The sequence below is a fragment of the Actinospica sp. genome (genome assembly GCF_035552695.1).
Taxonomy (GTDB): Bacteria; Actinomycetota; Actinomycetes; order Streptomycetales; family Catenulisporaceae; genus Actinospica.
Genome location: NZ_DASZKT010000007.1, coordinates 84,880 through 105,887, shown reverse-complemented (window position 1 = coordinate 105,887; position 21,008 = coordinate 84,880). Strand labels below are relative to the sequence as shown.

At 70.6% G+C, this 21,008-nt stretch carries 23 protein-coding genes; 7 read left to right on the top strand and 16 right to left on the bottom strand.

The annotated features are described in order from the left end of the window. Window positions 1–327: 327 nt before the first annotated feature. A complete protein-coding gene (gene bldC, locus VG296_RS01335; protein WP_212515899.1) occupies window positions 328–531 on the bottom strand; it encodes a developmental transcriptional regulator BldC in 204 nt (67 codons plus the stop codon). Between the two features lie 515 nt (window positions 532–1,046). On the opposite strand from bldC, the gene VG296_RS01330 reads away from it, so the two are divergent. Both VG296_RS01330 and VG296_RS01325 read left to right on the top strand, forming a co-directional pair. After that, a complete protein-coding gene (locus tag VG296_RS01330; protein ID WP_325562121.1) occupies window positions 1,047–2,138 on the top strand; it encodes a Glu/Leu/Phe/Val dehydrogenase in 1,092 nt (363 codons plus the stop codon). A gap of 289 nt (window positions 2,139–2,427) precedes the next feature. Then, window positions 2,428–2,670 (top strand): DUF3073 domain-containing protein, encoded by a 243-nt coding sequence (locus VG296_RS01325; protein WP_325562119.1) that lies wholly within the window; start codon window positions 2,428–2,430, stop codon window positions 2,668–2,670. A gap of 167 nt (window positions 2,671–2,837) precedes the next feature. Here the strand turns inward: VG296_RS01325 and purM are convergent, their stop codons facing one another. From purM to purD, 11 genes are all read right to left on the bottom strand, one after another. Next, window positions 2,838–3,836: a phosphoribosylformylglycinamidine cyclo-ligase gene (gene purM, locus VG296_RS01320; RefSeq protein ID WP_414641040.1), complete on the bottom strand. Its 999-nt coding sequence runs from the start codon at window positions 3,834–3,836 to the stop codon at window positions 2,838–2,840. Window positions 3,837–3,907: 71 nt separating this feature from the next. Then, complete coding sequence (gene purF / locus VG296_RS01315) at window positions 3,908–5,404, bottom strand: amidophosphoribosyltransferase (protein WP_325562115.1); 1,497 nt, start codon at window positions 5,402–5,404, stop codon at window positions 3,908–3,910. Between the two features lie 98 nt (window positions 5,405–5,502). Further along, window positions 5,503–6,072, bottom strand: coding sequence for a PKD domain-containing protein (locus tag VG296_RS01310; protein WP_325562157.1), 570 nt, complete (start codon window positions 6,070–6,072; stop codon window positions 5,503–5,505). Between the two features lie 6 nt (window positions 6,073–6,078). Beyond that, complete coding sequence (locus VG296_RS01305; RefSeq protein WP_349259420.1) at window positions 6,079–6,384, bottom strand: sterol carrier family protein; 306 nt, start codon at window positions 6,382–6,384, stop codon at window positions 6,079–6,081. Further along, on the bottom strand, window positions 6,381–8,666 hold the full coding sequence (gene purL / locus VG296_RS01300) for a phosphoribosylformylglycinamidine synthase subunit PurL (protein ID WP_325562110.1): 2,286 nt from the start codon (window positions 8,664–8,666) through the stop codon (window positions 6,381–6,383). Before purL ends, VG296_RS01305 begins: the two co-directional genes overlap by 4 nt. Next, window positions 8,666–9,352, bottom strand: coding sequence for a phosphoribosylformylglycinamidine synthase subunit PurQ (gene purQ / locus VG296_RS01295; RefSeq protein WP_325562108.1), 687 nt, complete (start codon window positions 9,350–9,352; stop codon window positions 8,666–8,668). The genes purL and purQ overlap by 1 nt, the downstream gene beginning before the upstream one ends. Beyond that, entirely contained in the window at window positions 9,352–9,597 is a 246-nt protein-coding gene (gene purS, locus VG296_RS01290) for a phosphoribosylformylglycinamidine synthase subunit PurS (protein WP_325562106.1), read from the bottom strand. The genes purQ and purS overlap by 1 nt, the downstream gene beginning before the upstream one ends. Before the next feature lie 112 nt (window positions 9,598–9,709). Next, a complete protein-coding gene (locus tag VG296_RS01285) occupies window positions 9,710–10,621 on the bottom strand; it encodes a phosphoribosylaminoimidazolesuccinocarboxamide synthase (RefSeq protein WP_325562104.1) in 912 nt (303 codons plus the stop codon). Next, on the bottom strand, window positions 10,618–11,928 hold the full coding sequence (gene purB, locus VG296_RS01280; RefSeq protein WP_325562102.1) for an adenylosuccinate lyase: 1,311 nt from the start codon (window positions 11,926–11,928) through the stop codon (window positions 10,618–10,620). The genes VG296_RS01285 and purB overlap by 4 nt, the downstream gene beginning before the upstream one ends. A 69-nt stretch (window positions 11,929–11,997) precedes the next feature. After that, complete coding sequence (locus VG296_RS01275; protein ID WP_325562100.1) at window positions 11,998–13,299, bottom strand: hypothetical protein; 1,302 nt, start codon at window positions 13,297–13,299, stop codon at window positions 11,998–12,000. Between the two features lie 133 nt (window positions 13,300–13,432). Next, the gene (gene purD / locus VG296_RS01270) at window positions 13,433–14,734 is read right to left on the bottom strand and encodes a phosphoribosylamine--glycine ligase (protein ID WP_325562098.1); all 1,302 of its coding nucleotides are present in this window, start codon (window positions 14,732–14,734) and stop codon (window positions 13,433–13,435) included. 26 nt (window positions 14,735–14,760) lie between these two features. Here purD and crcB (VG296_RS01265) point away from each other — a divergent pair, with 26 nt between their 5' ends. From crcB (VG296_RS01265) to VG296_RS01250, 4 genes are read left to right on the top strand one after another with little or no spacing between them, the layout of a single operon-like run. Continuing rightward, complete coding sequence (gene crcB, locus VG296_RS01265; RefSeq protein ID WP_325562096.1) at window positions 14,761–15,273, top strand: fluoride efflux transporter CrcB; 513 nt, start codon at window positions 14,761–14,763, stop codon at window positions 15,271–15,273. Continuing rightward, on the top strand, window positions 15,270–15,608 hold the full coding sequence (locus VG296_RS01260; protein ID WP_325562095.1) for a DUF190 domain-containing protein: 339 nt from the start codon (window positions 15,270–15,272) through the stop codon (window positions 15,606–15,608). The genes crcB (VG296_RS01265) and VG296_RS01260 overlap by 4 nt, the downstream gene beginning before the upstream one ends. Beyond that, entirely contained in the window at window positions 15,608–15,976 is a 369-nt protein-coding gene (gene crcB, locus VG296_RS01255) for a fluoride efflux transporter CrcB (RefSeq protein ID WP_325562094.1), read from the top strand. The genes VG296_RS01260 and crcB (VG296_RS01255) overlap by 1 nt, the downstream gene beginning before the upstream one ends. 17 nt (window positions 15,977–15,993) lie before the next feature. Continuing rightward, complete coding sequence (locus tag VG296_RS01250; protein ID WP_325562092.1) at window positions 15,994–16,827, top strand: DUF3626 domain-containing protein; 834 nt, start codon at window positions 15,994–15,996, stop codon at window positions 16,825–16,827. Between the two features lie 55 nt (window positions 16,828–16,882). Here VG296_RS01250 and VG296_RS01245 read toward each other — a convergent pair whose 3' ends face one another. The 4 genes from VG296_RS01245 to VG296_RS01230 form a co-directional block, all read right to left on the bottom strand. Further along, entirely contained in the window at window positions 16,883–17,641 is a 759-nt protein-coding gene (locus VG296_RS01245) for a hypothetical protein (RefSeq protein WP_325562090.1), read from the bottom strand. Window positions 17,642–17,650: 9 nt separating this feature from the next. Continuing rightward, window positions 17,651–19,498 (bottom strand): hypothetical protein, encoded by a 1,848-nt coding sequence (locus tag VG296_RS01240; protein WP_325562088.1) that lies wholly within the window; start codon window positions 19,496–19,498, stop codon window positions 17,651–17,653. Window positions 19,499–19,596: 98 nt separating this feature from the next. After that, window positions 19,597–19,827 carry a hypothetical protein gene (locus VG296_RS01235; RefSeq protein ID WP_325562086.1) on the bottom strand — a complete coding sequence of 77 codons (231 nt, stop codon included), beginning with the start codon at window positions 19,825–19,827 and terminating at the stop codon, window positions 19,597–19,599. A 97-nt stretch (window positions 19,828–19,924) separates the two neighbouring features. Further along, the gene (locus tag VG296_RS01230; RefSeq protein ID WP_325562084.1) at window positions 19,925–20,137 is read right to left on the bottom strand and encodes a hypothetical protein; all 213 of its coding nucleotides are present in this window, start codon (window positions 20,135–20,137) and stop codon (window positions 19,925–19,927) included. Window positions 20,138–20,382: 245 nt separating this feature from the next. Between VG296_RS01230 and VG296_RS01225 the strand changes: the two genes are divergently transcribed. Beyond that, the gene (locus VG296_RS01225) at window positions 20,383–20,865 is read left to right on the top strand and encodes a helix-turn-helix transcriptional regulator (protein ID WP_325562082.1); all 483 of its coding nucleotides are present in this window, start codon (window positions 20,383–20,385) and stop codon (window positions 20,863–20,865) included. The last annotated feature ends 143 nt before the right edge of the window (window positions 20,866–21,008 follow it).

The window sequence follows — 21,008 nt, the reverse complement described above, 5'->3', positions numbered from 1 at the left end:
GCCGTCGGGATCCTTCCGGCCGCGGGCGTGCTGCTCGAGATCGGTCTTCGAGGCCTCATTCGCCCCTCACCTCGATGTTAGCCGCGATTCGCCCGTTTCGCCCGGGTGCTGCGCGACAGGCCCGGAAAGCACGTGACGGCCCGCCCCCGGCGAGGGGCGGGCCGTGCTTGGGTCCAGATGGCGTCGGTGCGGCGACGCGTCGCGGCCGCCGGGTCCGAACCGGTGACCGTCGTGGGTAGTGCGGTTTTCCGATACTTCCGGGTACTGCCTGGTCCTGCGGGTACTGCTGGTCTCGCTGCCGTGTCCGTCCGGGTGCGCCGGAGCGGATCAGGCCTCCCGCTGCGCCGGGATGCCGGCGAGCAGGGCCCGCACCTCGGCCTCCCGGTACCGGCGGTGCCCGCCCAGAGTGCGGATAGACGTGAGCTTGCCGGCCTTGGCCCACCGGGTGACCGTCTTCGGGTCCACTCGGAACATCGTGGCCACCTCGGCCGGGGTCAGCAGCGGCTCAGCGTCGGGCGTGCGCGCGGTCATGAGCGGCTTCCTCCATCTCCATGGTGCCCGGCCCGGCTGCGGGCCGGATCGACTGGATCCTCCCCGATGGTCCGTCATGCCGTCAGGTACAAGGTCGGGCGTGCCGGTAATCGGACGAACGGCTTGTCGTTCAAGAACTAGAAGTACACCATCCGGAGCCGCTTGGCCGCGAACTCTATGAAATCGATACATAGAAGAGGCAAATCGCTGGAAGCGGACGATCCGCGCGAGCCGCCCATTTGCGGACAGTGGCGGCATGGTGACTTTTCGTCATGCGCCCGGTCCTAACCGGGCGCGGCGGGCGGTGCGGCGCTAAGCAGACAGGTCCACTGTACCCACGTGAAACCGAACCATATTGGATCTTGGCGGAGAACGGAAGACCTGTGAATGAACCCGCCGCGGCCGCGGCCGCTCCGAGGATCTACCCTTTACCCAGGGACGATCGGGAGACCCCCGACCCCCTGAATCCGAAGCAACGAGCATCGGCACGTCTCGATGAGGAGACCCCTTCAGACATGAGCACCGACTCCCACTTCGCGCCCGGCGGACCCGAGCAGATCGTCTACTGCCACGACGAGCCCAGCGGCCTGCGCGCGATCATCGCCATCCACTCCACCGCACTCGGCCCCTCCCTCGGCGGCACCCGCTTCTACCCCTACGCGTCCGAGGCCGCGGCCCTCGAGGACGTGCTGAACCTGGCCCGCGGGATGGCCTACAAGAACGCGCTCGCCGGCCTCGACCTCGGCGGTGGCAAGGCCGTGATCATCGGCGATCCGGCGAAGGACAAGAGCGAGGCGCTGCTGCGCGCCTACGGCCGCTTCGTCCAGTCGCTGCACGGGCGCTATCTGACCGCGTGCGACGTCGGCACCTACGTCGCCGACATGGACGTGGTGGCCCGCGAGTGCGCGTACGTGACCGGGCGCTCCCCGGAGAACGGCGGCGCCGGCGACTCCTCGATCCTCACCGCGTTCGGCGTCTACCAGGCGATGCGTGCCTGCGCCCGCGACCGCTGGGGCGCGGACGAGCTGACCGGGCGCCGGGTGGGCATCGCCGGGATCGGCAAGGTCGGCCGGCACCTGATCGGGCACCTGACCGAGGAACGGGCCGAGATCGTGGTGACGGACGTCAACGCCGGCGCGCTCGACTGGGTGCGCGCGCATCACCCCGAGGTGCGCGTCGTCGGCTCCACCGAGGAACTGCTCGCCGTCGACCTGGACGTCTACGCGCCGTGCGCGCTCGGCGGCGCGCTGGACGACGCGGTCGTCGAGACGCTCCGCGCGGCCGTGGTCTGCGGCGCGGCCAACAACCAGTTGGCACATCCCGGCCTGGACAAGATCCTGGCCGAGCGCGGCGTGCTCTACGCCCCGGACTACCTGGTGAACGCGGGCGGCGTGATCCAGGTGGGCGACGAGGCCGCGCACCTGGGCGACGGCGGATTCAGCTTCGAGCGGGCCAAGGCGCGCGCCGCCCGGATCTACGACACCACGCTCGAGATCCTGCGCCGCTCGAAGTCCGACGGCGTGCCCCCGGCGGCCACCGCCGACCGACTCGCCGAGGAGCGGATGCGCGACGTCTCCCGGCTGCGCGGCATCCTGCTTCCTGGCTAGCCCCCGGCGGCCTGAACGCGCAGATTGCGCGCCGAAGCGGGCGGCACGCGGGCGTCGGAATCGACCATCCGCGCGATGGGGATGTATCCTCAACCGAGGTATCGAGTCCCCGCGGTGGAGAGGTTTTCGGCCCCCTGCCGTACCGCTTCGGCGCGGAACCAGGTACCTTTAGCTGTGTGACCGGTCCAGCGATCCCCACGTGAGGCATCGGTCACGTCAGTGACTGTGTCGTTGATCGTTGTCGAGACCCGGGGTTGTGCGAACGCCCCGTCGTTGAGGGGGTCGAGCCATGGGGCGCGGCCGGGCCAAGGCCAAGCAGACCAAGGTCGCTCGCCAGCTGAAGTACCAGCCGGCCGGTGATCTTGACCGTCTGCGGTCGGAGCTGGGCGTCAGTGATCCGCCATCGAGGAGCAATGGTTCCAGCGACCATGACCTCGATGACCGCTATGCGGACTACGCGGATTATGCCGAGGACGCCGAAGAGGATGAGGACGAAGAGGATGACGAGGACGACTCGTTTCCTCATCGTTGACCCAAGCTGAGTAAGGGCAGGTAGGAGGGCTGACAGCCGCTCCGCCTGCCCTTCCTTGGCTTGCGTACGGGCGTGCCCGGACCCGCCTGGATCGGTCGTCGGGCTTCCGCGGGCCGTTGTCCGGCACAAGCCGCGATGGCCGCGGGGCTCTCCGGCGGCGTCGGCGCTCAGCCGGCGTAGTCGCCGACCAGGGCCGCCGAGCCGGGTGCCTTCGGGTCGGTCGCCGCTGCCACACTGCCCAGCGACCAGGCCCGCAGGCCGAGCTCGTCCAGCGCGCGCAGTGCCGACTCCGCCTGCTCCGCCGGGAGCACGGCGACCATGCCGACACCCATGTTCAGCGTGCGCTCCAGTTCGCCGCGCTCGATCGAACCGACCTCGCCGACGGTCTGGAACACGGCGGGCGGCGTCCAGGTCGAGCGCTCGAGCCGTGCGTGCAGACCGGCCGGGATCACCCGCGCCAGGTTCGCCGCCAGGCCGCCACCCGTGACGTGCGCGTACGTGTGGATCTCGACTCGGCGCGCGAGCTCCAGGCAGGCCTTCGCGTAGACCTTCGTCGGCTCCAGCAACTCCTCGCCGAGCGTCCGGCCGAACTCCGGCACCTGCCGGCCGAGTTCCCAGCCGGCCTGCTTCAGCAGCACGTGCCGGACGAGCGAGTATCCGTTCGAGTGCAGGCCCGAGGAGGCGATGGCCAGCACCGCGTCACCGGCCCGGACCCGGTCAGGACCGAGCAGTTCGTCCGCCTCGACGACGCCGGTGGCCGCGCCGGCCACGTCGTACTCGCCCGGCGCGAGCAGCCCCGGGTGCTCGGCCGTCTCGCCGCCGATCAGCGCGCAGCCCGCCTCGGCGCACGCCTCCGCGATGCCCCGGACGATCGCCGCGACCGTCTCCGGCACGACCTTGCCGATGCACACGTAGTCCGTCATGAACAGCGGCTCGGCCCCGCAGACCACGAGGTCGTCGACGACCATGCCGACGAGGTCGAAGCCGATGGTGTGATGTACGTCCAGCTTCTGCGCCAGCGCGACCTTCGTGCCGACGCCGTCGGTCGAGGTGGCCAGCAGCGGCCTGCGGTAGCGGGTCAGCGCACTTGCGTCGAACAGCCCGGCGAAGCCGCCGAGCCCGCCGAGCACCTCGGGCCGGGAGGCCTTCGCCACCCACTGCTTCATGAGCTCGACCGCGCGGTCACCGGCTTCGATATCAACGCCAGCGGCAGCGTACGTGTTCACAGACAAGCCTTTCAGGGGTGGCTGAGCGACGCGGCCACGTCGGTCGGGATCTCCAGCAGATGCTTGCCCAGCCGCTCCGGGTCGGGCAGCTCGACCGGGTAGACCCCGTCAAAGCACGCCCGGCACAGCCGGTCCGCCGGAATCGTGGTCGCCTCGATCATGCCGTCGATCGAGATGTAGCCGAGCGAGTCGGCGCCGAGCGAGTGCGCGATCTCCTCGACCGAGAGGCCGTTGGCGATCAGCTCGGCCCGGGTGGCGAAGTCGATGCCGTAGAAGCACGGCCACTTCACCGGCGGCGAGGAGATCCGCACGTGCACCTCGCGCGCTCCGGCCTCGCGCAGCATCCGGACCAGCGCCCGCTGCGTGTTGCCGCGCACGATGGAGTCGTCGACCACGATCAGCCGCTTGCCCTCGATGACCTCGCGCAGCGGGTTCAGCTTGAGCCGGATGCCGAGCTGCCGGATCGTCTGGCTGGGCTGGATGAAGGTGCGGCCGACGTACGCGTTCTTGACCAGGCCGTGCCCGAACGCTATGCCGGACTGCTCCGCGTAGCCGATCGCCGCGGGGGTGCCGGACTCCGGCGTCGGGATGACGAGGTCGGCCTCGACCGGGTGCTCGATCGCCAGGCGGCGGCCCATCGCCAGCCGCGAGGCGTTGACCGAGCGTCCGGCGATGCTGGTGTCCGGGCGGGCCAGGTAGACGTACTCGAAGATGCAGCCCTTGGGCTCGGCCGGGGCCCAGCGCTGCGAGCGCAGGCCGTCCTCGTCGATGACGACGAGCTCGCCCGGCTCGATCTCCCGGATGAACGAGGCGCCGACGATGTCCAGCGCGGCGCTCTCGCTCGCGACGACCCAGCCGCGGTCCAGGCGGCCGAGCACGAGCGGCCGGATGCCCTGCGGATCGCGCGCGGCGTAGAGCGTGGTCTCGTCCATGAACACGAGCGAGAAGGCGCCGCGCAGTCGGGGCAGCACCTGCAGCGCCGCGTCCTCGAGGCTGAGCTCGGAGCGGCTGGCCAGCAGGTCGGTCATCATGTCGCTGTCGGAGCTGGCGCCGCGGTCCTTGCCCAGCACCTCGCCGTTCGCCCGGGCGGCGCCGACCAGCTCGACCAGCTCGGCCGTGTTGGTCAGGTTTCCGTTGTGCCCCAGCGCTATCGCCCCGTGCGACGTGGCCCGGAAGGTGGGCTGCGCGTTCTCCCAGACGGAGGACCCGGTGGTCGAGTAGCGGGTGTGCCCGACGGCCAGATGCCCGCGCAGCGTGCCGAGCGTCTCCTCGTCGAAGACCTGCGAGACCAGACCCATGTCCTTGTACACCAGGATCTGCGAGCCGTTCGAGGCCGCGATCCCCGCCGACTCCTGCCCCCGGTGCTGCAGCGCGTAGAGCCCGAAGTAGGCCAGCTTGGCGACCTCTTCCCCGGGAGCCCAAACGCCGAACACTCCACAGGCGTCCTGCGGGTGCTTTTCTTCGTCGGGGAGTATGTCGTCGGTCAGTCGTCCGTCTGGGCGCTTCACGCGTCCAGTCTACGTCATGGCCGACGGCCCCCGATCAGCCGTTGAGACAGATCGGGGGCCGTAGCCTTCACCTGACCGAGATGAACTCGGATCTCGGCTCAGTAGCTCGTGTAGTACCCGAAGATGTCCGCGATCATCTGGACGGTGCCGGCGGACTCCTGGTTGTAGAGGGTGAAATCGCCGGAACCATCGGCGGGGACCTGGGACAGGCCGGCGATGGTCTGGCCCTTGGAGTAGTTGAGGTTGGACGTGGCCGGCCTCGTCGAGCCGGTCGGGTAGGCGATGATCAGACCGCTGCCGGTCGGGGCGGTGATGGTCAGGTTCGCCGCGTACGCGCTGGCCGTCGACGGAATGGCGCCGTTGCCCGCGATCTTCAGCGAGACGGGCACGCCGGATCTGAGCGGGCCGACAGCGCCGAGCCCCTTGCGCGTGTCGAGGATGCGAGTCGGTCCGTAGGCGGTGTAGTCGGATCCGGCGGTGGAGAAATAAACCGTCCTGGTGGCGCTGCTGCCCTCGCTGTCGATGGCCGTCGTGGTGATCGTGTACAACGTTCCGGGCTTCAGGTACGTGTGCGGCACCGGGACGCCCGCGGCGGCGGAGGCCACCGGGCTCCCGTCACCGAAGTTGTCCTTCACGGTGAGAGCATGACCCCTCTCAGGAGAGGCAATACTCGACTATAGAGGCAGATACGCACTTAGGTCGCTGCGCGGCCCCGAGGCGGAGATCCGGCCGTCGGCGATGGCGTCGGCCCACGCCAACGAACCGTCGGCGAGGGCGAGCCAGGTGGCGGCGTCGGTCTCGACGATGTTGGGCGGGGTGCCGCGGGTGTGGCGGGGGCCCTCGACGCACTGCACGGCGACGAAGGGCGGGACGCGGAGCTCGACGCTGCGGCCGGGAACCTTCTGCGCGAATGCGCGTACTGATTCCTTGACCGCGGCGGCGAGCTCCTTGCGATCCATCCGGCTTCCGCTTCCGGTCAGCCGAACAGCTTCGGGAAGGTGCCGGTCCACGCCTCGCGCAGCTCGCCGAGCGGGATGGCGAACTGGTCCTGCACGTCGAGCTCGTCGCCGTCCACGACGCCGATGCGCACCACCGGGACGTTCCGGAAGTTGCACATGTCGGTGAACCGCTTCTCCTCGCTGCGCGGCACCGCGACGACGGCGCGCCCGGCCGACTCGGAGAACAGCGCGACGAAGGGGTCGAGCTCGCTCGGCAGCACGACGCGGGCGCCGTGCCCGCCGCGCAGGCAGGACTCCGCGATCGCCTGGATCAGGCCGCCGTCGGACAGGTCGTGCGCGGCCGAGAGCATGCCGTCCCGGGAGCCCGCGATCAGGATCTCGGCCAGCTGCCGCTCGCGCTCCAGGTCCAGCTTCGGCGGGAGGCCGCCGAGGTGGCCGTGCACCACGTGCGCCCACTCGCTGCCGCCGAACTCGTCGCGCGTCTCGCCGACCAGCAGCAGGATCTCGCCCTCGGTCTCGAAGGCGCTCCTGGTGCGCCGGGCCACGTCGTCGATCACGCCGAGCACGCCCACGATCGGGGTCGGGTGGATCGCCTCCGCGCCGGTCTGGTTGTAGAAGGAGACGTTGCCTCCGGTCACCGGAGTGCCCAGCTCCAGGCACGCGTCCGCGAGACCACGGCAGGCCTCGGCGAACTGCCACATCACCTCGGGGTCCTCGGGGGAGCCGAAGTTCAGGCAGTCGGTGACCGCGAGCGGATTCGCGCCGGTCGCGGCGACGTTCCGGTACGCCTCGGCGAGCGCGAGCTGCGCGCCGGTGTACGGGTCGAGCTTGGTGTAGCGGCCGTTTCCGTCCGTGGACAGCGCGATGCCGAGACCACCGGTCTCCGAGTCGCCGCCCTCGGACAGCCGCAGCATCCCGGAGTCCTCGCCGTGCGCCAGGATCGTGTTGCCGCGCACGCGGTGGTCGTACTGTTCAAGCACCCAGGTCTTGTCCGCGAGGTTGGGGCTGGCGATCATCCGCAGCACCGTCTCGCGAAGCTGCTCGCCGCTCTTCGGACGCTCGAGCCGCGCCGAGTCCGGCACGTCGGCCTGCAGCGAGTCCTGCCAGGACGGCCGGTGGTACGGACGCTCGTAGACAGGGCCCTGATGAGCGAGCGTGCGCGGGTCGACATCGACGATCGTCTCGCCGTGCCAGGTCATCCGGAGCCGGCCGGTGTCGGTGACCGTGCCGATGACCGTCGCGATCACGTCCCACTTCTCGCAGATCGCGAAGAACCGCGGCAGCTTCTCCGGCGTCACCACCGCCATCATGCGTTCCTGCGACTCGCTCATGAGGATCTCCTCGGGAACGAGCGTCGCGTCACGCAGCGGGGCCAGGTCCAGCTGCACGTCCATGCCGCCGGTGCCCGCGGCCGCGAGCTCGGTGGTCGCGCAGGACAGGCCGGCCGCGCCGAGGTCCTGGATGCCGGTGACCAGGTCCTCGGCGTAGATCTCCAGGCAGCACTCGATGAGCACCTTCTCCATGAACGGGTCGCCCACCTGGACGCTCGGCCGCTTGGAGGGCTTGTCCTCGTCGAAGGTCGCGCTCGCCAGCACCGAGGCGCCGCCGATGCCGTCGCCGCCGGTGCGCGCGCCGAACAGCACGACCCGGTTGCCCGGGCCGTCGGCCTTCGCCAGCTTGATCTCGCTCTTCTTGAGCACGCCCACGGACAGCGCGTTCACCAGCGGGTTGCCGGAGTAGCAGGCATCGAAGACGACCTCGCCACCGATGTTCGGCAGGCCGAGCGAGTTGCCGTACCCGCCGATGCCGCGCACCACGCCGGGCAGCACCCGGTGCGTGTCGGCGGCGTCCGCCGGGCCGAAGCGCAGCGGGTCGAGCACGGCCACCGGCCGGGCGCCCATCGTGAGGATGTCGCGCACGATGCCGCCGACCCCGGTCGCGGCACCCTGATAGGGCTCGACGTAGGACGGGTGGTTGTGCGACTCGATCTTGAAGGTGACGGCCAGGTCCCCGCCGACGTCCACCACGCCCGCGTTCTCGCCCGGGCCGACGAGCAGGAAGTCGACCTCCGGGGCCTTGTCGCCGAACTGCTTGAGGTGCACCTTCGAGGACTTGTAGGAGCAGTGCTCCGACCACATCACCGAGTACATGGCCAGCTCGGGCGCGGTCGGGCGGCGGCCCAGGATCTCCCGGATGCGCGCGTACTCGTCGTCCTTCACGCCGAGCGCGGCGTACGGCTGCTCGACCTCAGGGGTCTGCGTCGCGCGCTCGACGGTGTCCACCTGGTACTTGTTCTCGGTCATCAGGCGTTCACCAACTGCTTCAGGAGAGACGTGAAGAAGGGCAGGCCGTCGGTGGCCGGGCCGGGGTACGGGCCCGTCAGCTCCTCGATGGCGTGCTCCGGGTGCGGCATCAGGCCGACGACGTTGCCCGCCGCGTTCGCGATCCCCGCGATATCGCGCGCCGACCCGTTGGGGTTGTCCAGGTACCGGGCGATCACGCGGCCCTCGGCCTCGAGCTCGTCCAGCGTCTTCTCGTCCGCGGCGAACTTGCCCTCGCCGTTCTTGATCGGGATCACGATCTGCTGGCCGACCGAGTAGTCCGAGGTCCACGCCGTCGAGGTCGACTCGACGCGCAGCTTCACGTCCCGGTTGACGAAGAGCGTGCCCGCGTTGCGGATCAGCGCGCCGGGCAGCAGGTGCGATTCGCACAGGATCTGGAAGCCGTTGCAGATGCCGAGCACCGGCAGGCCCTCGCGCGCGGCCGCGATCACGGCCTCCATCACCGGAGAGAAGCGGGCGATGGCGCCGGCGCGCAGGTAGTCGCCGTACGAGAAGCCGCCCGGCAGGATCACCGCGTCCACCCCGTGCAGCGAGGGGTCGCGATGCCAGAGCGCGACCGGCTCGGCGCCGACGACGCGGGCGGCGCGCAGCGCGTCCGTATCGTCCTGGGTGCCCGGGAAGGTGACGACGCCGATGCGCACCGACATCAGTTCTCCACCCGCACTCGGTATTCCTCGATCACGGTGTTGGCCAGCAGCTTCTCGGCCATCTCGCGGACCTGGGCGAGCGCGGCCTCGTCGGCCGGCCCCTCCAGTTCCACCTCGAAGCGCTTGCCCTGGCGGACGTCGACGACCCCGTCGAAGCCCAGGCGCGGCAACGCGCGATTGACTGCCTGACCTTGCGGGTCGAGGATCTCCGGCTTCAGCATGACGTCTACCACGACGCGTGCCATGAACGCTCCCGGTGTCGTGACCACACACGTCCGCGTGTGATCGCTGTTGGCGGTACCTCCAAGGGTACCCGGGCGGGAGCAGTGCCCCCGCCCGTACCGCGCTGAGCTGCGGTTATTCGAACTTGCTGCCGGTCAGCTTCTCGTACGCCTCGACGTACCGCGCCCGCGTCCGCTCGACCACGTCCTCGGGCAGCGGCGGCGGGAACTCGCCGGACTTCCGGTCCCAGCCCGACTCGGGCCCGGTGAGCCAGTCGCGCACGTACTGCTTGTCGTACGAGGGCTGCGGGTGGCCCGGCTCCCACAGGTCGGCGGGCCAGAAGCGCGAGGAGTCCGGGGTGAGCACCTCGTCGGCGAGCACCACCGTGCCGTCGGCGCGCTGTCCGAACTCGAATTTGGTGTCGGCGAGGATGATGCCGCGCCCGGCCGCGATCTCGTGCGCCCTGCGGTAGATCGCGATCGTCAGCTCGCGGATCTCGTTCGCGAGATCGGACCCGACCCGGCGCACGGTCTCGGCGAAGTCGATGTTCTCGTCGTGCTCGCCGACCGCCGCCTTGGCCGCCGGTGTGAAAATCGGTTCGGCGAGCCGTGATCCGTCCACCAGCCCGGGCGGCAGGGCGATGCCGCAGGCGGTCCCGCGCTCGTCGTACTCGCTGAGCCCGGAGCCGGTCAGGTAGCCGCGCGCGACGCATTCGATCTCGATCATCGAGAGGCGCTCGCACAGCATGGAACGGCCGGATAGCAAGTCCTTGTGATCGCGAAGTTCCACGGGGAACATCGCCGGATCGGTCGTGACCAGGTGGTTCGGCACCAGGTCGGTCAGCTGCCCGAACCACCAGAGGCTCAACTGGGTGAGGATCTTGCCCTTGTCCGGGATCGGCGACTCGAGCACGTAGTCGTACGCGGAGATCCGATCCGAGGCGACGAGCAGCAGCTTCCCGTCCACCTCGTACAGCTCGCGCACCTTGCCCGAGCCGAGGTGGCGCACGCCGGGGATGTCGGCGATGGCCGCGGTCGCGGCGCTCACCTCAGCTCCGCCAGCTTCGCGAACATCCCGTCGAGCCGCTCGACGAAGCGCTCCGGGCGGCAGACCTCGTCCAGCCGCTTCTCGTCGATCTCCAGGCCGGCCGCAGCGGCCTCCTCGCGCAGCGTCTCGCGGAAGGGCCGGCCGGTCTCCCAGGTCCGCATCGCCGCGCGCTGGGTCAGCGGGTAGGCCTGGGTGTCCCGCTCCAGGCCCATCTCCACCAGTTCGAGCAGCACCGTGGACGTGTAGATCAGCCCGCCGGTGGACTCCAGGTTGGCGAGCATCCGGTCCTCGTGCACGACCAGGCCGTCGACCAGCCGGATCGTCAGGTTCAGCAGATAGTCCAGCGCGATCGAGGCGTCCGGCAGCGCGATCCGCTCGGTCGAGGAGTGCGAGATGTCCCGCTCGTGCCACAGCGGGATGCCCTCCATCACCGGCACGATCTCCGCGCGCACGATCCGCGCCATGCCCGCGATCCGCTCCGAGATGATCGGGTTCTTCTTGTGCGGCATCGCGGAGGAGCCCTTCTGGCCCTTCCCGAAGGGCTCGGACAGCTCCCTGACCTCGGTCCGCTGTCCGTGCCGCACCTCGAGCGAGATCGCCTCGAGCACCGTCGCCATGATCGCCAGCGAGCCGACCCACTCGGAGATCCCGTCGCGCAGCACGACCTGAGTGGAGACGTCCGCCGCCTTCAGGTTCAGCTTCTGCGCGACGTACTGCTCGACCGCGGGGTCGATGTTCGAGTACGTGCCCACCGAGCCGGAGATCGCCATCACGCCGACGGCCTCGCGGGCGCGCCGGATCCGGTCCCGGGAGCGCGCGACGCCGTAGGCGAAGTCGGCCACCCGGTGGCCCCACACGTCCGGCTCCCCGTGGATGCCGTGGGTACGCCCCACGCGCAGGGTGTTCCGGTGCGCGAGGGCGTGGTCCCGGAGTACGGCGACGAGCCGGTCGGCCTTGGTCAGCAGCAGGTCCGTGGCCTCGACCAGTTGCAGCGCGAGGGCCGTGTCGAGCAGGTCGGAGGAGGTCATGCCGAAGTGCACGAACGCGGCCGCCTCGCGCGGCTCGGTGTTGTCCGCCCAGGCGCTGAGGAACGCGATGACGTCGTGCTGGGTGACGGCCTCGATCTCGGCGACCGCCTCAGGGGTGGGCGCGGGCGCCTTGCGCACCGCTTCGAGGGCGTCGGCGGGGACGACTCCGGCCGCCGCGTGCGCCTCCATCACCAGGGTTTCGACCTGGCACCACAGTTCGTACTTGTGGGCCTCGGACCAGACTCGGCCCATGTCCGGAAGTGTGTACCGTCCGATCACGGCGGATCGCTCCTTCGGAAAAGACTCAGCGGGACAGACCTGGCCCGCCACCCACGATCCTATCGGCGGTCACAGCCGGGCCGCGTAGGACAGCCAGTCCCGCAGCGGGGTGAAGTCGGAGTAGTCCACCAGGGCGTGCACGATCTCGTCGACCGGCACCGTCAGCCCGGCCCGGTCGTGCAGCACGACGCCGTCCAGCCAGTCCACCGCGAACGTCGCGCAGCCCAGGTCCACCAGCCCGCACTGCAGCACGGCGCGCAGCCCGGCCGGGAGTTCGGCGTCACCGGGCTCGTGGATCGGTGCGATCGTCGTACTGGGGGCGGGGGCGAGCAGCAGGGCCCTGGTCTTGGCGACCAGCGGATGGTCCGGCGCCGCGGCCGCCGCCCCGCGCAGGATCGGCTCCGCGACCAGCCGCGTGTAGTCGCTCCAATCGAGCAACTCGTCGACCGGCTGGCTCTGGTAGACGATCGGGACGATCGCCGACACGGCCCGGTCCATCTCCCCCGGCTCGTCCAGCAGATCGCAGCCGGGCCGCTCGCTCAGCCGGTCCGCGAGACCGACGCCCACCCGGTCCCGCTCGCCGAGCTCGACCAGCGCGGCCACGAGCGCGGCGTTCAGCGCGCTCGGCGTGTAGCCCGCGTCCCACGCCGGGTACGCCAGCCGGGTCAGCAGCCGGTCCCAGGCCGCCGCGACCAGCCCCACCTGCTCGTGCGCGTACACCCGGCCGGCCGGTTCCACGATCCGGGCGCGCTGCGAGGCGTTCGCCGCGATCACCCGCTCCATGCCCTCGGCCTTGTTCCGACAGAACTCCGCCACCCACGCCACCACGCCGCGCGGCCACGGCCCGCAGCCCTGCCGCTGGGCGCAGTCCAGGCGCCGTACGACGCGACGGGCCCGGACGACGGCCGGGTCGTGCGCCGCCTCCAGGCCCGCGATCACCGGCGCCAGCAGCCCGCGCAGCTCGCTCACCCGCAGCCACCACAGGAAGGGCGTCCCGATCACCAGCACCGGACCGCCGACCCGGGGCTCGAGCCAGGCGTCGCAGTCCGGGGAGAGTTCTATCGCCGCGGGCGTCGGCACGCCGAGGGCGGCCGAGATCTGCCGGACGATCAGCGCGAGCTCGCTGCGGTCCGAGCTCTCCAGCGCAACCGTCTCCGAGACGGGCGGGGCTATCCGATGGAAGCGCCAGACCGGCACCGCGGCGAAGCCGAGCAGCACGACCACCCCGGCGACCGCGGCGTAGCCCGGCAGCAGCCACGCGGCGAGTACCGCGCACCCGGCCGCCGACAGCAGCCAGAAGGCGACGGCCAGGGCCCCGATCCGCAGGATCGCCCTGGCCAGCCGCGCCGGCTGGTCTGTGACGCCGCCCACCGGCGTTCACCCGCTCCCGAAACGCTCCACGACGGGACCGAAGGAGTCCCCTCAATTCCGGACTGTAGCGCCGGTCAGCGCGCCGTGGCACCCGGGAAGGCCCGGGATGCGCTCATATGAGTGACTGAAGAGCCTACGCGTCGGCCGCGCGCACGCCCCCGGCGAGTGCGGCGGCGGCGATGTCGGTGCGGTGCTGGGCACCGTCGAAGGCGATCTCGGTGACGCCCGCGTAGGCCAGCTTGCGCGCCCTGGCCAGGTCCCGGGCGTGCCCGGTCACCGCGAGCACCCGGCCGCCGGCCGTGACGAGCTCGTCCTCGGCATTGTGCGCGGTCCCGGCCTGGTACACCGTCACCGAACCGCCGGTCGGCGCGGAGAGCATCTCGGCCGCGCGTACGCCGCGGATGACGTCGCCGCTGCGCGACTTCGCCGGATAGCCGTCGGAGGCGAGCACGACGGTGACCGCGGCTCCCTCGCTCCAGCTCAGCGGCTCCTGGTCGGCGAGCGTGCCGGTGGCCGCGCGGAGCAGCACGCCGGCCAGCGGGGTCTTCAGCAGCGGCAGCACGACCTGCGCCTCCGGATCGCCGAAGCGCGCGTTGAACTCGATGACGCGGGTGCCGCGGCCGGTCAGCGCGAGTCCGGCGTAGAGCAGCCCGGCGAACGGGGTGCCGCGGCGGCGCAGCTCGTCCACGGTCGGCTGCAGCACCCGCTCCATCACCTCGTCGACCAGCCCGGCCGGAGCCCAGTCCAGCGGCGAGTAGGCGCCCATGCCGCCGGTGTTCGGACCGGAGTCGCCGTCGCCGATCCGCTTGAAGTCCTGCGCGGGCTGCAGCGGCAGCACGGTCCGGCCGTCGGTGATCGCGAACAGCGAGACCTCGGGACCGTCCAGGAAGGCCTCGATCACGACGCGTCCGCCGCCGGGCCGGGAGACGCACTCGCGCACGTGGGCCAGCGCGGCATCGCGGTCATCGGTGACGACGACGCCCTTGCCCGCGGCCAGCGCGTCGTCCTTCACGACGTACGTCGGGCCGAAGGCGTCCAGCGCGTGCTCGGCTTCGTCGAGGGTCGTGCAGACGAAGGATTCGGCGGTCGGCACCCCGGCCGCGGCCATCACGTCCTTCGAGAAGGCCTTCGAGCCCTCGAGCTGCGCGGCCGCCTTCGACGGGCCGAAGCAGGCGATCCCGGCCGCGCGCACCGCGTCCGCCACCCCGGCCACCAGCGGCGCCTCGGGTCCGACCACGACCAGGTCCACGCCCAGTTCCACGGCCAGCGCGGTCACCGCGCCCGGGTCGAGCGCGTCCACCTGATGCGGCTGTGCGACCTGGGCGGTGCCCGGGTTGCCCGGCGCGCAGTGCAGGGCGGTGACGGACTCGTCCTTGCTGAGGGCGACGCAGATGGCGTGCTCGCGGCCGCCGCCGCCGATGACCAGAATCTTCACGGTCGTTGAGCCTATACGCTGTCGCTATGGCCTCCGAAGCCGACGGACACCCGTTCGCCGCTCGCCCGCGCCGGCGCCGGCAGGACCCGCGGGTGCTCGCCGCGATCGCGCTCGGCGGCTTCCTCGGCGGGGAGGCGCGCTACCTCCTCGGCCTCGCGTTCCCCACGGGCCGCGCCGCCTTTCCGGCGACGACCTTCGCGATCAACATCTCCGGATCCTTCATCCTCGCGCTGCTGCTGATGCTGATCCTCGAGGTCTGGCCGCCGACGAAGTACATCAGGCCACTGTTCTGCACGGGGTTCTGCGGCGCGTACACGACGTTCTCGACCTGGATGGTCGACACCGACAGGCTCATCTCGGCCGGACGCTACGGGATCGCGGCGGCCGACGTCTTCGGCTCCCTGTTCGCCGGACTCGCGGCCACGGCCCTGGGCCTGGTCGTCGGCCGCGCGGTGATCGCGTACCGCAACCGTCGCCGGGCGGCCATGTCCGTCCCGGAACAGCACTCGGAGCCGAGCGAATCGGAGGCGCTGAGATGAGGCTCACCGGACCCGCGCGTCGGCTGACGATCTTCGTCGGCGAGAGCGACCAGTTCCACCACCACCCGCTGTACACGGAGATCGTGCATCGCGCGCACCACGCCGGGCTGGCGGGCGCGACCGTGATGCGCGGCATCGAGGGCTTCGGCGCGAGCAGTCACATTCACACGACGCGTTTCCTCAGCCTGTCCCAGGACCTGCCGGTCGCGATCATCGTCGTGGACGAGCGCGAGCGCATCGACGCCTTCCTGCCGCAGCTCGACGAGCTGGTCACGGAAGGGCTGGTCATCATCGACGACGTCGAGGTCATCCGGTACGTGGGGCGGAGTTCCTGATGCTGTTGGCAGCCCTCGTCGGCCTCGCGGCGGCCCTCGGCGCCCTCGCGCGCTATCTGGTCGACCAGGCCGTGGCGCAGAAGTTCGAGTCCGCGTTCCCCTGGGGCACGTGGGTGATCAACGTATCCGGCTCCTTCATCCTCGGCCTGGTCACCGGACTCGCACTGCACCACGGCCTGTCCGCGCACGTCGTCAGCGTCCTCGGCACCGGCATCTGCGGCGGATACACGACGTTCTCCACGTTCAACGTCGAGACGATCCGGTTGGCGGAGGAGGGCTCGCTGGTCGGCGCCGTGGGCAATATCGCGGGAAGCATCGCGGCGGGCCTGCTCGCCGCCGGCGCCGGCCTCGGGCTGGCCCTGATCTGACCGACCTGACTGAGCCCGTGAACCTCTTCGCCCGCGCCATCGCCCACGTCGATCCGCTCGCGTCCGGCCCCGCGCTCGATCCCGCGCTGCGTGTCACACTCAACTTCCACCCGGATCGTGTGTCGAGCGCTTCCGGCGGAGCGCCGGTCCTCGCGTCGCTGGCCCGCGAACGCGTCTACAGCTCGCAATTCGTCACCGGCACGAGCAACGGCGGACTGACCGCGTACCCCGGCGGCGACCGCTGGAACTGGGAAAGCCGCATCTTCGGCGGCGCGTACGACGAGGCCGAGCCGAGATTCCGTCCCGTCTACGGCGGCCTGAACTTCCGCGGGCGGCCGTCCGGCGCCGCGCCGCGGTTCGGCTCCGCACACTTCCGGCTGACCGCCGGGGCCGCGGCCCGCGCGACGTACTGCTACCCGGACAGCGCCGCCGAACCGCGCGACTTCGGCACCGCGCGTCGCATGGGCCTGATCGCGATCGCGTCGGCCGACGTGCCGCGCCACAACCTCGACGACTACATCGAGGCGCACGTCCACGGCCCCGTGCGGATAGACGGCGACGTGGAGGGCCTCGTCCTCGACCCCTGCTACCGAGGTACGGACGTCGAGGTCGCCGCGGAGTTGCTGCCGTGCCCGGTCGAGTGGCACCGGGGATTCCTGCTGCGCGTCGAGGCGATGGCCACGCACCCGGACTTCCGCGGCCCGGAGATCGTCGAACTCGGCCAGCGCATCGCCGTCGACGGCTGGCTCGACCCGCGAGTCATCGGCGAAGCCGCCGCGGCAGGCATACACGACCCGCAGGCACTCAAGTACGTCTGGCATTACGTCGCGAAATTCGGTGCGCCGCGCTGAGCGATCGGGGTGATCGCTCAGCGCGGACGGCTCGCGAGCAGGTTGGTGAAAAGCCTCAGTGGTGCTGGAAGTCCTTGTAGACGGTGACCGTGGGGCCGTTGAGCGTTGACGCCGTCAGTGGACGGCGAACCGGGCTCTCGGGTGACGTCGCCGCGGCGTTCTTCAGGATCGCCGCGACCTTCATGGCCAGCGCGTCCGCCTGCGACTGGACCTGGTCGGCCGACAGCGTGGAATTGCTCAGGGCATTGAGTTCGTGGTGGATCGCGTTGAGCTGCGCTCTGGCCGACGCGTTCAGCGTGAACGCGGCGGGAGTGTCGACGACGAACTGGTAGGCGCCGGCGACCGTCTGGCATCCCGCGCAGTGCACGTTCTCGGCATTGCTGAGATTGACCGCGTTGAGGTGGATGTCCGTGCCCGCCATGGTGACGATCTGGAAGGACAGCGAGACCGCGCGGCACGGCGCGTCGGGCGAGCAGGCGACCGATTCGGCGGTCGCGTCGTTGCGCAGGTAGGCGCCGTGCACCTCGCCGTACTGGTGGATCGTGAACGAGTCCTTGAACGACGTCTGATCCTGCGCGTCGCTGAGCGCGAACGTCGTGTTGTTCGCGATCGCGACTCCGCCGTTCTCCGTCGAGTAGCCGTCCCCGACCGTGACCGCCTGCGCGATCCCGGCGACCGTCCCGACTGTGCCGAGCGCGGCCGTCGTCAGTACGCCGATGCGGATCATCCGGCGCGCGCCCGATATCCGACGGCTGCCTCTGCGATGCGAATGGGGACGGGACTGGTCGTATTCGTGCTGGTACGGGGATGCCATGGTTCTCCTTCAGGTAGCGGATCCGCTGGGCGCGGCGGACGTGGTCGAAGTTGTCGCCGAATTCGTCGGAGTGGCTGTCGCGGACGACGAGGGCGTTGGCGACGTGCCGCCGGACGAAGGCGTCGCGGACGGCGACGGGCTTCCCGCCGCGGTACTCGAAGCCGACGCGGCCGGTGCGTTCTTGTTGGCGGTAGTCGACGCGGCCGGGCTGGTGGCGGCGGCACCGCCGGCTCCCGCGCCGCCGCTGCTCTTCGCGGTCGCCGTCGGGCTGTGATGCGGGTTGGGCAGAGCGCTCGGAGACGCCTTGCCGGCCGTCGCCGCGCCCGACGTCGGTGCCGCCGTCGCCCCGACTTCGGTGGGGACGCCGGGCTGCAGGATCGGCACGATCGGCGCCGTCTGCGGCAGCGGCTTGGGCGTCAGCCCGACGACCCAGGCGAAGCAGAGCCCGCCGACCAGCACGGCACCCGCCGCGCCGATCCCGACCTGCAGCTTCGTGTTGCCCTCGCTGATCCGTCCCAGCGTGCGCATCAGTCGGCCGCACAGCCGCACCGAGAGGTACGCCATGCCCGCGAGCGGACAGACGAGCATCAGGCTGCCGATCACGCCCACCAGGCCGGCCGCGATCTGGCCGTGCACGAACGCCGAACCGGTACCGGCCAGTTGCTCGGTCAGCGACCTCGCGCCGGTCGTGAGGATCCGCGGCAGGTTCCACAGGGCGTAGCCCAGGTCGCCGAGAATCAGCGGCACCATCGCCAGCACCCAGACGGTGACGATGACGCGTGCCGAGCGCTTCAGATCCCTGACTTCCGGCGGCGTCGGACGACCGGGGATCACGCTGCGCAGAATCGGCCTGATCTTGCCGAACAGGTCGGGGACGCCCGCGAGGTCGCCGAGGATGTAGTACCCGTCGAGCCGTACCGCCGGCATGAGCTGCTCGAGCACCTCGAAATGGCCGAGGTAGACCGCGCTCAGCAGGAACGTCTGACCGGTCAGCAGATAGCAGCCGGTCAGCAGCAGCATGAACACGACGTTGAAGTAGACCCCGCCGAGATCCGTGCGGATCCGGCCGCCGCGGCTGATCCGGTAGACGTCCGTGACCTCGGTGTACATCGACGGCCAGATCAGGTAGAGCCCGCACCCGATGCACCCGGGTCTGGCCCCGCCGTATCGGCACGCCGACGCGTGGCCGAGTTCGTGGAACACCAGCGACGCGACCGTCAGGCCGAAGACCGCGAGCATCAGCACGGGTTGGTTGAGCACCCCGAGGACCGGGGCGATCGCGCCGTGGAAGCCGAACAGCCACACGTCCATCGCCACCGCCGCGAGCAGCATGAGCGCGACGATCGGCGGCCGGTGCAGCCAGGCGAGCGCGCCGCCGATCCGGTTGACCCGCCGCTCGCCGAGCAGCACGCGGTGGCCCTTGAGCGCGAGCAGCAGGTCGGAGGCGGGCGCCTCGACCTCGTCGTGCTGCTGGTTCCAGGGCACGATGACGCCCAGTGGGATCAGCTTCTGGTCGATCAGGAAGTGGACGTTCTCCTCGCTCACCTCGCGGCCGAAGCGCGCGCTGACCCGGTGTGAGATGCCCTCGGTGTCCCGCTGCCCGTCGACCGCGCCGGCGACCAGGTGCAGCAGCCGGGAAAGCTGCACCACCTGGCCGTCGCCGCGCCGGGCTATGTACTTGGGCTCGGTGAACCCCGAGCCCTGATACTCGCCGTGCATGCGCAGACCCGCGCTCGGCCGGGGGACGGGGAAGTTCCGGCCGAGCGGGGCCGCGGGCCGGGCCAGCGGCACGGACGTGGCGAATCCGCCTGGTCCAGGCACGAACGCCTGTGTCTTCGTCTTCGCAGCGACTGTCATTTTCCTCGACTGTTTTCGTGAAGACGGCCGGGCGTCGCGGATGGCGGCCCGCGACGCCCCGTGCCCTCGGCCCGGTCGTCCACTGGTGCGCCGCGGCGCTACTGGCTGATCGAGATGCTCTGCGCGGCCTCGCCCTGGGCCGCCGCGCCCCAGGAGCCGAAGTTGCCGACGTTGGAGGTGTTGCCGGCGTTCACCGTGGCCTGGTGGACGGTCACGTTCTTCGTCACGTCCACGGTCTTGGTGAAGCTGAAGGACAGCTTGCCCAGGGCCTCGCGGCCGGGCAGCAGTTCGGCGGTCTCGGCCTCGAGCTCGTGCATGTCCATGCTCATGGTGATGCCCTTTCGGATTCGTTCGCGGTTTTCGGTGGGTACTGCTGACTGCTGACTGTTAGCTGCGTGCCGTCAGTGCGAGCGCGCTACCGGCCGACTACTGGCTGATCGAGATGCTCTGCACCGCGTCGCCCTCGGCGAGCGCGCCCGGCGAGCACCAGTTGCCGACGTTCGAGGTGTTCTGTGCGTTCACGACCGCCTTGTGCACGTTGACGGTCTTGGTGAAGCTGAACGAGAGCTTGCCCAGGGCCTCGCGGCCGGGCAGCAGTTCGGCGGTCTCGGCCTCGAGCTCGTGCATTTCCATGCTCATGTCAATCTCCTGTTTCGGTGGTGGCGCGGCGACCTTCGTCCAATCGCGTCGGACGTTCTGTCCAACGAGATTGGACAGTAGTGCGTCGCGGGAAGCCCGCGCAAGCGATTCCGTGAAACTGCGTGCAACGGACCGGTAACGCTGCGAAATCGGCAGGTGGGGCCACGCCGAGACGCCCCGCGATGGCGACACGTTGACTCGCGTGCCGCGCATTCCGCATAGAATCGACGCCGCGGCTTACCCACGTGTCCCAGCTAGCGCAGATGCAGGTGTCCACAGTGACGAACGCGGCGTTGAACGCCTTGCAGGACCTGGTGCGCGGGCGGCTGGAGCGCCAGGGCTGGTCCTATGGCGACGTCGCGCGGCGCGGCGGCATCCCGCGTTCCACCGTGCACCACCTCGCCACCACCGATCGCCTGGTCCGCATGCCCCAGCCGACGACCCTCGAGGGCCTCGCGCGCGGCCTCGAGCTGCCCCTCGACGTCGTACGCCGCGCGGCCGCCGAGGCCTGCGGGATCCACGTCTACGAGGCGGCCCCCGACCCCGAGGTCGATGTGCTCATCGCCAGCCTCCAGCAACTCTCCACCCAGGACCGCCGACACGTCGCGGCCCTCGTCGAATCGCTGCTGGAACGCGGCCGCCAGCCCGAACCCGCCGACTCCGCCGCTGAAGCCGCCGGTGCCGCCGCCGGTGCCGCCGAGAGTGCTGAGGACGCGAGCGAAGCCTGACCAAGCCAGTCGGCTCCCCGTGCGCGGCGAACGAATGAGCGAATCCCCCGCGGGGTGGCGCTGCGGTGGCGCCACATATTCAAGCCCTGAATTCGACCAACGACCCGCAGAGCAGGTCGGCGCGCGTTACCGTCGCAGAAACC